Origin of the sequence: Stenotrophomonas sp. SXG-1, assembly GCF_014083965.1 — a bacterium.
Lineage (GTDB): Bacteria > Pseudomonadota > Gammaproteobacteria > Xanthomonadales > Xanthomonadaceae > Stenotrophomonas > Stenotrophomonas geniculata.
Window position 1 is genome coordinate 3,361,794 of sequence record NZ_CP046588.1, and the last position, 12,608, is coordinate 3,374,401.

Annotated in this window: 8 protein-coding genes; 5 read left to right on the forward strand and 3 right to left on the reverse strand. The window is 67.5% G+C overall.

Going from position 1 to position 12,608, the window contains the following annotated elements; all coding sequences use genetic code 11:
* The first annotated feature begins 21 nt into the window (after nucleotides 1-21).
* Both hemE and mdtD read left to right on the forward strand, forming a co-directional pair.
* Nucleotides 22-1,104, forward strand: coding sequence for a uroporphyrinogen decarboxylase (gene hemE, locus GOC52_RS15450; protein WP_019336385.1), 1,083 nt, complete (start codon nucleotides 22-24; stop codon nucleotides 1,102-1,104).
* 92 nt (nucleotides 1,105-1,196) lie between these two features.
* Nucleotides 1,197-2,606, forward strand: coding sequence for a multidrug transporter subunit MdtD (gene mdtD / locus GOC52_RS15455; RefSeq protein WP_191849814.1), 1,410 nt, complete (start codon nucleotides 1,197-1,199; stop codon nucleotides 2,604-2,606).
* 515 nt (nucleotides 2,607-3,121) lie between these two features.
* Here the strand turns inward: mdtD and GOC52_RS15460 are convergent.
* Complete coding sequence (locus tag GOC52_RS15460) at nucleotides 3,122-6,649, reverse strand: hybrid sensor histidine kinase/response regulator (RefSeq protein ID WP_049435243.1); 3,528 nt, start codon at nucleotides 6,647-6,649, stop codon at nucleotides 3,122-3,124.
* 96 nt (nucleotides 6,650-6,745) lie between these two features.
* Nucleotides 6,746-10,291 (reverse strand): hybrid sensor histidine kinase/response regulator, encoded by a 3,546-nt coding sequence (locus tag GOC52_RS15465; protein ID WP_191849816.1) that lies wholly within the window; start codon nucleotides 10,289-10,291, stop codon nucleotides 6,746-6,748.
* A gap of 166 nt (nucleotides 10,292-10,457) precedes the next feature.
* Here GOC52_RS15465 and GOC52_RS15470 point away from each other — a divergent pair, with 166 nt between their 5' ends.
* Genes GOC52_RS15470 through GOC52_RS15480 form a run of 3 tightly spaced genes read left to right on the forward strand, consistent with a single transcriptional unit; the run spans nucleotide 10,458 to nucleotide 12,249 of the window.
* Nucleotides 10,458-11,090: a YceI family protein gene (locus tag GOC52_RS15470; protein ID WP_010482756.1), complete on the forward strand. Its 633-nt coding sequence runs from the start codon at nucleotides 10,458-10,460 to the stop codon at nucleotides 11,088-11,090.
* Nucleotides 11,091-11,100: 10 nt separating this feature from the next.
* Nucleotides 11,101-11,673 (forward strand): cytochrome b, encoded by a 573-nt coding sequence (locus tag GOC52_RS15475; protein ID WP_010482755.1) that lies wholly within the window; start codon nucleotides 11,101-11,103, stop codon nucleotides 11,671-11,673.
* A 3-nt stretch (nucleotides 11,674-11,676) separates the two neighbouring features.
* Entirely contained in the window at nucleotides 11,677-12,249 is a 573-nt protein-coding gene (locus GOC52_RS15480; RefSeq protein ID WP_143994402.1) for a YceI family protein, read from the forward strand.
* A gap of 103 nt (nucleotides 12,250-12,352) precedes the next feature.
* Here the strand turns inward: GOC52_RS15480 and GOC52_RS15485 are convergent, their stop codons facing one another.
* Entirely contained in the window at nucleotides 12,353-12,586 is a 234-nt protein-coding gene (locus GOC52_RS15485) for a glutaredoxin family protein (protein ID WP_019338792.1), read from the reverse strand.
* Nucleotides 12,587-12,608 lie beyond the last annotated feature (22 nt).

Consider the following 12,608-nt stretch of genomic DNA (forward strand, 5'->3'; position numbering starts at 1 on the left):
CTGCCAACTTTCGTCCAAGGAATGCCCATCGTGACCAGCCCTCTCCGCAATGATCGCCTGCTGCGCGCCCTGCGCCGCGAACCGGTGGACTGCACCCCCGTCTGGCTGATGCGCCAGGCCGGCCGCTACCTGCCGGAGTACCGCGCGACCCGGGCCAAGGCCGGCAGCTTCCTGGCCATGGCCAAGAATCCGGAGATCGCCTGCGAGGTCACCCTGCAGCCGCTGCGCCGCTTCCCCTTGGACGCGGCCATCCTGTTCTCGGACATCCTCACCATTCCCGACGCGATGGGCCTGGAGCTGTACTTCGTCGAAGGCGAAGGCCCGAAGTTCCGCCACCCGGTGCGTGATGAAGCGGCCATCGCCAGGCTGGCCGTGCCGGACATGGAACAGGACCTGGGCTATGTGATGGACGCGGTGCGCCTGATCCGCCGCGAACTGGATGGCCAGGTGCCGTTGATCGGCTTCTCCGGCAGCCCGTGGACGCTGGCCTGCTACATGGTGGAAGGCGGCGGCAGCAAGGACTTTGCGCGCATCAAGGCGATGGCGCTGAACCACCCCCAGGCCCTGCACCGCCTGCTGGAGGTCACCACTGAAGCGGTGATCGCCTACCTCGGCGCGCAGCGTGCGGCTGGTGCGCAGGCGCTGCAGGTGTTCGACACCTGGGGTGGCGTGCTGTCGCCGTCGATGTACCGCGAGTTCTCGCTGCGTTACCTGCAGCGCATTGCCGAGGGCCTGGAGCGTGGCGAAGGCAGCGAGCGCACGCCGCTGATCCTGTTCGGCAAGGGCACCGGCCTGCATCTGGAAGCGCTGTCGCAGACCGGCGCCGATGCGCTGGGCCTGGACTGGACGCTGGACCTGGACGAGGCCATGCGCCGCACCGGTGGCCGCGTTGCCCTGCAGGGCAACCTCGACCCGACCACGCTGTACGCCTCGCCGGATGCGATCGCCGCCGCTGCCGCACGCGTGCTCGACACCTATGCCGCGGGCAACGGTGGTTCGCGCGAGGGCCATGTGTTCAATCTTGGCCACGGCATGTCGCCGGACATGGACCCGGCGCACGTGCAGGTGCTGGTCGACGCGGTGCACGCGCACAGCCAGCGCTGAACCTTGCGCATGCGGTTGCGGCGCGATGTTGATCGCGCCGTGACCCGCAGTGCGCGATCATGGTCTCCCCAACGCTGCACCGGCCGCGCCCCATGTCCACATCGCCATCGACCTACAACCGCCAGCGCCCCCTGCTGTGGTTGGTTTCGTTGGCGATCTTCATGCAGATGCTGGACTCGACCATCGTCAACACGGCGTTGCCGGCGATGGCCGCCAGCCTGGGCGAAAGCCCGCTGCAGATGCAGTCGGTGGTGTTCAGCTATGCGCTGGCGGTGGCTACCTTCATTCCCGCCTCCGGCTGGATCGCTGACCGCTACGGCACCCGCCGCACCTTCCTGGTGGCGATCATCCTGTTCACCCTCGGCTCGCTGGCCTGCGCGCTGGCCCAGCACCTGCACCAGCTGGTCGGTGCGCGCGTGCTGCAGGGCATCGGCGGTGCGATGCTGCTGCCGGTCGGTCGCCTGGCGGTGATGCGTTCGGTGCCGCGCGAGGATTTCCTGCGTGCGATGAGCTTCATCGCCATCCCCGCGCTGGTCGGCCCGTTGATCGGTCCCACGCTGGGTGGCTGGCTGGTCGAGATCGCCTCGTGGCACTGGGTGTTCCTGATCAACCTGCCGATCGGCGTGATCGGTTTCATCGCCGCGATGAAGATCATGCCCGACCACTACGCCAGCCATCGCACCCGCTTCGACCTGCGTGGCTACATCATGCTGGCCTTCGCGATGGTGGTGCTGTCACTGGCGCTGGACGGCATCTCTGGACTCGGCACGCCACATGCGCTGGTGATGCTGATGACCGTGGCCGGCCTGGCTGCGCTGGTGGGCTACTGGCTGCACGCCGCCAATTCCACCGCCCCCTTGTTCTCGCTGGCCCTGTTCCGCGTGCCCAGCTATCGCATCGGTATCCTTGGCAACCTGTTCTCGCGCATCGGCAGCAGCGCCATGCCGATGCTGATCCCGCTGCTGCTGCAGGTCGGCCTGGGCCTGGGCCCGATGAACGCCGGCCTGATGATGGTGCCGGTGGCAGCGGCCGGCATGGTGTCGAAGAAGCTGGCGGTAAAGCTGGTTGAGCGCTACGGCTACCGCCGCGTGCTGATGGTCAACACCGTGCTGGTCGGCCTGGCGATGGCCAGCTTCATCCTGATGACACCGGGCCAGCACATGGCCTGGCGCCTGCTGCAGCTGGCGTTCTTCGGTGCGGTCAATTCACTGCAGTTCACCGTGATGAACACCGTGACGCTGCGCGACCTGGACCGCGAATTCGCCAGTTCCGGCAACAGCCTGCTGTCGATGGTGATGATGCTCGCCGCTGGTTTCGGGGCCGCCGCTGCGGGCAGCCTGCTGGCCGCGTTCGGCAACCACCTGGACAGCAACAGCGCGACCGCGGCGCTGCATGCGACGTTCCTGTGCGTGGGCGCGATCACCCTGACTTCGACGATGATCTTCTGGCAGCTGCCCGATACCAAGCCGGAGCCACGGCAGGTCGAGCACGTCGCGGAGTGAGGGTGGTTCGGCAGGGCCTGCGGCCCTGCACCTGCAGAGGCTTCAAGCCAAGGCAACAGCAACGGCAAAAGCAGGCATTCCGTGGGATGGCGGGGCGGTGTGGGCTTGCAGGACACGCCGTAAACCCGTCCATGGGGGCTCGATGGCGCCATCCATGGCGCCAACGGTCCTGCAAGCCCACACCGCCCCACCTCTGACAGATTTTCGCGATCGGGTAGATCCACGCCGTGCGTGGATGAACGTCCATTAACATCGAATAGGTCGAATTGAAATCGAAACGCATCCACGCATGGCGTGGATCTACCCGATCGCAGAATTCTGTCGAAGGCGGGGTGGGTCCGGTTGCGGGGGCGTGAGCCGCATGGATGCGGCGACCGAGCTTACATGGACGTACTTGCAGCGTCCCCCGTAACCGGATCCACCCCGCCATCCCACAGGAAGCCAGCTTTTGCTTCGGCTGTTGCTGTTGCTCCGGCTTGCAGCAGGTGCAGGGCCGCAGGCCCTGCCGCCCCCTCCTACCTGCCCATCACCCGGGCGATCGCTTCCACCAGCAGCTCACCGGTCACCGGCTTGCGCAGGAAACCGCCGATGCCGGCCGCTTCCACCTGCTGCTGCAGGTCCGGATCGGTCCGCGCGGTCACGGCAAGCAGCGGCAGCATATAGCCCTGGTTGCGCAGGTGCTGGGCCAGCTCGAAGCCACTCAGGCCCGGCAGGTCAAGATCCAGCAGGCCGACGTCGAAATCACCGGCGCTGATCTCGCGCAGCGCCGCCAGCGCATGCCCCGCATGCACGACCTCGTGCCCGCGCGCACTCAGCAACCCGCGCACCACGTCGGCCACGGTCGCATCGTCCTCCACCAGCAGTACCCGCAATGGCGGCATGTTCGCCGCGTCCTCGCGGTGCGTTTCACCATCTGCTTCGGCATTGGCATCGACCACCATCGGCAACGGCAACGTCACGCCGAAGCAGGTGCCGCGACCGAGTTGGCTCTCCACCTGGATCCGCCCCTGCATCGCGTGCGCCAGTTCGCGGCAGATCGCCAGGCCCAGGCCACTGCCACCGTACTGCGCCGCGGTACGTGCACCATCGGCCTGCTCGAAGCGGCGGAACAGGCGTTGCTGCTGCTCCTGGCTGATGCCGGGGCCGGTGTCGCGCACTTCGAAATGCAGCGATCGCAGCTCGGCGTCGCCGCGCGCGTGCAGGGTGATGGTGCCGCGGCTGGTGAACTTGACCGCATTCGAGAGCAGATTCAGCAGAATCTGCCGGACCCGCATTGCATCGCCGGTGGCCTGCAGGCCGGGGGGCAGCTGGTTGTCGAGGGTGAAACGCAGGCCCTTCTGCGCCGCCAACGGCCCCATCAGCGCGGTCAGGTCCTGCAGCAGGCTGCTCAGTGCGAACGGCTTGTGCTGCAATTCCAGACGACCCGATTCGATCCGCGCAAGGTCCAGCGCATCGTTGACCAGGTGCAGCAGGTGCTCGCCGGCATGGCGGATCGATTGCGTATAGCCGCGCTGCTGCGGATCCAGAGGCGAGGACAGCAGCAGCTCGCTCATGCCCAGCACACCGGTCATCGGCGTGCGGATCTCATGGCCAAGGTTGGCCAGGAAGCGGGTCTTGGCGGCCGATGCCTGTTCGGCCAGCTCCTGCTTGTGCAGCGCCAGCTGATAGGCGTGGCGGCGCTGCAGGCGACGACGGTACAGCCAAGCGAACCAGCTGGTCAGCAGCAGCGCGAACGAGGCCAGCACCAGCAGGCCGGACAAACTGCGCCACCACGGTGGCTGCACGCGGAATTCCAGGCTCTGCACCCGTGACCAGACATGGTCGGCCGACCGCGCCTGCACTTCCAGCCGATAGCTGCCCGGTGCCAGCCGCGAGAACAGGCGCTCACCGGCCGGTCCCACTTCCACCCAGTCCGGGTCGTAGCCGGCCAACCGGTAACGATAGGTATTGGACGCCGAATCGGCGAATGACAGCAGGCGCGCGACGATGCGCAGATCGCGGTCGCCATCGGCGATCTGCAACGGCGTGTCGTGGGTGAGGTCCAGCACCTGCTCGTTGCGGCGCACCTCCACCCGCTCGATCACCAGCGGCGCACGCCGCATCGAGGGCCGCACCTGCTCCGGGTCGAACACCACCACACCGGCCGGCGTACCCGCCACCAGATGGCCGTCTCCCGACATCACCAGCGTGTGCTCACGGAATTCCTGGCTCGGCAGGCCGTCGTGCACGCCATACAGGCGCACGCTCTGGCCATCGGCACCGATGCGCACCAGGCCACGCGCACTGGTTGCCCACGCTACCCCCTGGGCATCGACCACCAGTCCCGAGGCGGAGATCGCCGGGTAGCCCTGCTCGGCACCAATCACGGCCTGCCGCTCCAGCCGGCCCTGGCTCCAGCGGTAGCGCGACAGGCGGCCATCCTCGGACAGCCAGACCTGGCCATCGCTTCCCACGTGCAGAGCATGGATCGCGGTCGCCGGTGCACCCGGCACCGGCTGGAAACGCTCGCTTTCCGGCAGCCACTGCAGCAGGCCACGGCTGCTGGCCAGCCAGATATGGTCCTGAGGCCCGCATTCCACGTCGAGATTGAGCTGGCCCTGCTGCAATCCGCGCTGGCCATTGTCCAGCTGGCGCCGCAGGCGCCCATCCAGATCGCGCTGCTGAAGACCCGCCGACAGCATCAGCCAGAGACTGTCACCATCACAGGTCATCATCGATTCGATGACCCCTTCCATGGTCGCGTCGGCGCCGGCATCCCGGCCCCAGCGGCGCAGATCACGCCGCTTCGGGTCATAGCGCAGCAGTGCGTCGTTGGAACCGATCCAGACCTGGCCGCGGCGATCCTCGCGCACCGAGGTCAGCCAGTGCATGCCGTTGACCCAGGTGCGATGCTGTTCGATGCTGCCGGTCTTCGGATCGAAGCGGTCCAGCGCGCCGTGGCTGCCGACCGTCCAGATGCCGCCGTTGCTGGACGGGCTGGTACCCAGCACGAAAGCGTTGCGCAGCGAGCGGGGGTCGTCCTCCAGCCGCGACAGCACCGAGAACTGCCACCAACGCGGCAGCAGGTGCCAGAGGCCGGCGTTGGTGCTGGCCAGCCAGATACCACCCTCGCGATCCTCGTAGGCGCCGGTCCAGTTCGGGCGCACCGGACCACGCGCCACGGCGCTGTACAGGGGCACGGCCTGGTACTGGCCATCGACCGCCCGGCCAAGGCCGGTGCGGGTGTCCAGCCAGTGCCCGCCCTGCTCGTCGCGCAGCATCATGCCCAGCACCTGTTCGCCTTCGGGCAGCTTCCAGGACGGCGCCTCGAAACGACCGTCGGGGCGACGCACGACGGCACCGGCCATCGTGCTGATCCAGAGGCTGCCATCGGGCTCGGCCGTCAGGCCATTGATCAACTGGCTGGGAACGATGCCGGCACCGACCCGTTCAAAGTCCGTGCCGGTCCAGCGCGCGACGCCATGCTTGGTGCCGATCCACAGGCTGCCATCGGCCAGGGTTGCCAGGTACGGCACCGATGCGGCCGGCAGGCTGCGTGGGTTGTTCGCTTCGGGCAGGAAGCGCTGCAGCCGGTCCTGGTTGTCCAGGCGGTACAGACCACCTTCGTGGGTGCCGAACCAGACCGAACCATCCGGCGTCGTGGCCAGGCTCCAGACCGTGTTGGTGCCCATCAACGGCTGGCTGCTGCGGTCGTAGAAATGCAGCTGGCGGCGATCGGCCGACATCCGTACAAGACCGGCGTTCTCGGTGCCGATCCAGAGCTGGTTGCGGGCATCGACCAGCACCGTCCAGATGCGGTTGTCGCGCAGGCCGTCTTCCGAACGCCAGATCCGGTAGTTGCGCCCGTCGTAGCGGGCCAGGCCGTCGTTGGTGGCGATCCACAGGTAACCGTAACGGTCCTCGGCCATGCGGTTCACGGTATTGGACGGCAAGCCGTCGAACACCGTCACCTGGCGCGGGCTCGGTGGCACCGGCTGCGCCGCAGCGGGCGACAGGCAGCACAGGAGGACCAGCAGCAGCATCGCCGCCCGCAGATACACCACCGATTGCCTCCTCACGCTGCTTCTGATGATTCCCGCACTACGGGCGTCGGCATGGTAAACCGAAAGTCGCGCCGTTCACGCCCGGCACTGCCGCATTCAAAGGGTGGTCTGCCGTTTTGCGCGCGCCTGGGCAATGGCAGCCACCAGCATGTCACCGGTCACCGGCTTGCGCAGGAAGCCATCGAACCCGGCCGCCAGGACCTGGGTCTCAGCGTAGGCATCGGAGCGTGCGGTGACCGCCACCAGGGGTAGTTCATAGCCCATGGTGCGCAGCTGGCGGGCGATGGCGGTGCCGTCCAGCGCCGGCAGATCGAGATCCAGCAGGCCCACGTCAAAGCCATCGGTGGCGATCTCCGAAAGCGCGCCCAGGCCATGCAGCACGTGCACCACATCGTGCCCACGGCCACGCAGCAGGCCGGCGATGACCTCCGCCACGGTCGCGTCATCCTCCACCAGCAGGATGCGCAGTGGCGGCAGCATCGGCAGCACCGGCGATTCGCCCGGCGCATTGGTGGCCTGCCGGATCCAGGGTAGTGGCAACCACACCCGGAAACGCGCGCCCTTGCCCGGCTGGCTGTCCACTTCGATGCGTCCGTTCATGGCCACGGCCAGCTCCTGGCAGATCGCCAGGCCCAGCCCGCTGCCGCCATAGCGCGACGCAGTGCGCGGGCCGTCCGCCTGTTCAAAGCGATGGAACAGGCGGTCCTGCTGCTCGGCGTTGATGCCCGGGCCGGTGTCATGCACTTCGAAGCAGAGGCCGCCGCCATTCTCCTCCAGTCGCACGGCCAGGCCGACGTGCCCACGCTCGGTGAACTTGATTGCGTTGCCCAGAAGATTCAGCAGGATCTGCCGCACGCGCATCTCGTCGCCGCTGACGCTGACCGGCCCCGGCGGATCGCTCCCACGCTGGAACTCCAGGTTGCGCTGCTTCGCCATCGGCTGCATCAACGCCTGCACCTGGTCGAGCAGGCCGGCCAGATCGAACGGGCGCAGGTCCAGCTCCAGCCGGCCGGCCTCGATGCGGGCCAGATCCAGCGCGTCGTTGACCAGCCGCAGCAGGTGGCTGCCAGCCTGCTGGATCGAGCCTGCATAGCTGCGCTGCACCGCATCCAGCGGGGTGGCCAGCAGCAGTTCGCTCATGCCGAGCACACCGGTCATCGGCGTGCGTACCTCATGGCCCAGCGTGGCCAGGAACCGGCTCTTGGCCTGTGAGGCCTGCTCTGCCAGCTGCTGCTTGTGCACGGTCAACTGCCATTGCTGGCGGCGGCGCAGGCGCGCACGGATCGACCACACCAGGATAAGCAGCAGCAGCGAGCCGATCAGCAGGTAGCCGAAGATCGCCATGCCGCTGCGCCACCAGGGTGGCAGCACCTTCACCTGCAACTGCTGCGAAGGCGTCCACGCGCCACTGGCCGTGGCTGCCTGGACTTCAATGACGTAGCTGCCGGTCGGCAGCCGCGACAACGTGCGCTGGCCGTCACCGCCCTGCTCCACCCAGTTCTGGTCGTAGCCCTGCACCCGGAAGCGGTAACGATTGCCCTGCGGATTGGCATAGGAAAGCAGTCGTGCATCGATCTGCAGATCACGATCATCCGGCCCCAGCAACAGCGTGCCGGTGGTCGGCAGTGGTTGCCAACCACGGGCATCATCGCGCCGCACGCGGACCTCGGCGATCACCAGCGACGACGGCGGCAACACGGCATCGGCAGCATTCACATCGAACACCACCAGGCCGGTCTGGGCCACCGCAAGCACGCGACCATCGGCATTCACCGCTGGCGGCCGGCTGGTGAACTCGGCATCGGGCAGGCCATCGCGTTCGTTGAACTGCTGCAGGCGGCGCGCCTTCGGGTCCCACCGCAGCAGGCCACGTGGCGTGGTCGCCCACAGGCGGCCATCTTCGGCCAACGCCAGTCCCCCCATGCTCACCGACGGCACGCCAGCACTGCCATCGATGCGCTGGATCAGGCGCAGGCTCATGCCATCCCACTGGTAGCGCTCGAGCGCGCCCTGGCGGGCCAGCCACAGCTGCTGTGGATCCACCCACACCAGATCGTAGATCAGCCCACGCGAAACGCCCGGCACCACTTCGAAACGCCCGGCCTGTTCACGCCAGATCCCCATGTCGCCCATCACCCAGGCCTTGCCCTGGGCATCAAAGCGGATCTGCTCAACCGGTGAATCGGCCGTCTTGCGGAGATCCTCCAGCGGGAAACTACGCAGCACGCGGCCATCGGCGCTGCGCTGCTGCAGGCCCAGGTTCATCACCGACAGCCAGACCGTGCCATCGGGGGCCTGCCGCATCAGATCGATGCGCTGGCGCAGGTCGGCCCCTCCATCGATATGCCAATCGTGCAGCGCGCGGGTGGCCGGGTCATACACGCTGATGCGGCCGGCACGCCCCAGCCACAGGCGCCCGTCCGGCCGCGGCAGCACCGACCACACCGCCCCGCGGCCGATCTCGCGATCGCTGGCCAACAACTTCAGCACTCCCTGCGCGTCCAGCTGGTACACGCCATGCGCTGAGCCGACGTAGTAATTCCGGCCATCACTGGCTGCACTCAACAGGTACTGGCTGTCCAGCGGCTTGCCGTCAAGCTGGTTCCAGATCGAAAACCGGCGCCAGTCCGGCGGCAGGTAGGCCAGGCCCTGGGTCAGCAGCGCCACCCACAATCCGCCCTCATGGTCCTGCATCAGATCAAGCACACCGCTCTGGGCAGTGAGGAAACCACTGCCACGGTCGCCGTCGAGCCGCCGCAGCATGCTGGCATCTCCGCGCAACAGGCCATCGGAGGTGCCCGCCCAGTAACCCCCCTGGCGATCGGCCAGCACCAGTGCCGAACGCAGGCGTGCACTGTCGGTCCAGCGCGGACGACTGACCCGGTCCTGCGCGTCGATACGGTAGAGGCCGTCGTTCTGGCTGCCGGCCCAGATCGAGCCATCGGGGTCGCGGCTCAGGCGCAACACACTCAGCGCCCCCAGTTCGCGCGGCGCGACAGCCTCGAATCCAGTTCCGTTCCAGCGCGCAATGCCCGCCTCGGTGCCGATCCACAGGCGCCCCTGCGCATCGACCAGGCTGCTGTAGATGGTATTGCTGGGCAACCCGCCAGGACGGGCCGGATCATGCTCGAAGAAGCGCAGGCTGCCGTCTTCACCGAAACGGCAGACGCCATGGCCACTGGTGCCGATCCACAGTGCATCCTCGGCGTAAGCCAACGTCCAGAACTGGCTCATGCAGGGGCCGTTGACCGCATCGAAGGTCTTGAAGTGCTCGCGGTCAGCATCCAGCCGGGCCACGCCCTTGCCATTGATGCCGACCCAGACGCGATCCAGGGGATCGACCAGCAGGGTCTCGATCTCGTTGCCGGGCAGCGATCCCGGCTGCTCCGGATCATGTTCCCAGACCCGCAGGCTGCCGCCGTCATAGCGCACCAGGCCACCATCGGTGGCAGCCCAGATATGGCCCTGGCGGTCCTCGGCCAACGCCAGCACCATGCGCGAGGGCATGCCTTCGGCGGCACCGAAACGGCGCAGGCGCGGTGTTTCCGCCATGTCCAGGGCCGTGGCCGCCGTGGCGAACGCCATCAGCAGCAGCCCCATTCCCGCGATGCCTCGGCACCACCGGCGCCAACCGCTCGTCATCCTGAACCCCCTGTCCTGTCCCGATTGTCACACAGGGCCGGCTTCATGGCTGCAACAGCCTGTTTCCACCGGTGGACCCACCACGAACTGTTGCAGCCATGCACGCAACGTTGGCAGGGGGCTGTGCGTATGATCGCAACGTCCCCCTTTCCGGAGCCCGCCATCGATGCGTCCCTGCCTGGCCCTGCTGCCGATGCTGCTCGCCACCGCCCCCGCCTGGGCGGATGCAGATACCTATCGCCTCGATCCGGTGCATACGCGTGTGCTGTTCACCATCGACCACGCGGGTTACTCGCAGGCGATGGGCACGGTCTCCGGCAGTGAGGGCCGCCTGCAGTTCGATCCCGACAACTGGCGCGAGGCCACACTGGATGTCGAGGTCCCCGTGTCGCGACTGGACCTGGGTGATGCCAAGTGGAACCAGGCCACGCTGGCCCGCAGCCTTCTGGACGGCGAGCGCTTCCCGAAGGCACATTTCGTCTCCAGCCGGGTCGAACCGATCGATGCCAGGCGCGCCCACGTGATCGGCACCCTGACCCTGCGCGGGGTCAGCCAGGAGATCACGCTGGACGTGACCCTCAACGCCATCAAGCGCTATCCCCTGCCCCCGTTCCGACGCACCGCCGGTTTTTCCGCCAGCACCACGCTGAGCCGGCGCGCGTTCGGCATCACCGCCTGGCCGGGCGTCATCGGTGATGCAGTACAGCTGAGGATCGAGGCTGAAGCCACACTCGACCGCAGCGACGCCCCGGGAACTCCCGCTCCCGTTCCACACTCCGACCCCAAGACGGCCCCCTAGAGGACCCTTCATGACCGCCAAGAACACCCCCGCCGCCTGGGGGAGTGTCAGCCAGATCCTGCATTGGTTGATCGCATTGCTGATCCTCGCCCTCGGCGTGGTCGGCCTGACCATGGGCGAACTGCCCAAGACCCCCAAGTATTTCTGGGTCTATACCGCGCACAAGTCGATCGGCATCACCGTGCTGGCGCTCGTACTCTTCCGCCTCGGCTGGCGCCTGTATGCCGGTGCCCCCAAGCCGGTGCCGGGCGTGCCCAGCTGGCAGGAGCGCATCGCCAGTGCCACCCATGTGCTGCTGTATGTGCTGATGTTTGCCATCCCGCTATCGGGCTGGCTGTACGACTCGGCCAGCGGCCTGCGCCCGTTCCGCTGGTTCGGCCTGGTTGACGTGCCCAAGCTGAGTGGCCCGGACCCGCAGGTCGTTGCGGTATCCCATGCCATCCACGAATACGGCTTCTGGCTGTTGATCGCGGTGGTGCTGGCCCATGCCGGCGCTGCCTTCTACCACCACCTGTTCCAGCGCGATGCGACCTTGTCCCGCATGTTGCCGCGTGGCTGGCTCACCTCCCCTCAGAAGGACTGACCGATGAACCTGAAACTGACCACTCCGGCCGCCGTGGCCGCCGCCCTGGCCGGCATGCTGGCCACCGCCCCGGTGCTCGCCGCCAACTACGCGCAGGCCCCCGGTGCCGGTTCGATCCTGGTGTTCGCGACCAAGTACGACGGCGAAGTGTTCACCGGCAGCTTCCCGGGCTTTGCCACCAAGCTCAGCTTCGACCCGGCCAACCCGGCCGCCGGTTCGCTGGACGTGGTGATCCCGCTGGCCGGCGCCAAGAGCGGCAACAGCGACCGCGACTCGACCCTGCAGACCGCCGACTTCTTCAACGTCGGCAAGTTCGCCACCGCGCGCTACACCGCCAAGGGCTTCCGAGCGGTGGGCAACGACCAGTTCGCCGCCGACGGCACCCTGGAACTGCGCGGGGTCAGCAAGCCAGTCACGCTGACCTTCACCTGGAAGCCGGGCACCCAGCCGGTGCTGACCGGCAAGGCCACCGTCAAGCGCCTGGACTTCGGCGTCGGCAGCGGTGACTGGGCCGACACCAAGACCATCCCGGACGAAACCGCGATCAGCACGATCGTGAAGTTCGACGCGAAATGAGCGATGGGCCGGGGCACGGCCCCGGCCGCATCCTGTAGATGCCGAGCCATGCTCGGCTGCCGTCCAGGTCGCGCTGCGCGCGTCAGCCGAGCATGGCTCGGCTCTACAGTGAGCTTTCAGCCAGCCAGGCCTTAACCGTGGCCGCGTCGAACGGCCAGTCCAGCTCACGGTCACCGCGCTCGTCGCGCAGCACCGGCACCCGCGCGCCGTAGCGCGGCTCCAGCGCCGGCTGGTCATCCAGGAACACCGATTCGAACTCCGGCGCCCTGGCCTTGGCCAGCTCGGCCAGGGCCATGTCGCACAGGTGGCAGTCGTCACGCTGGAACAGAGTCAACACCGGATGGGACCCCTTGGCGGAA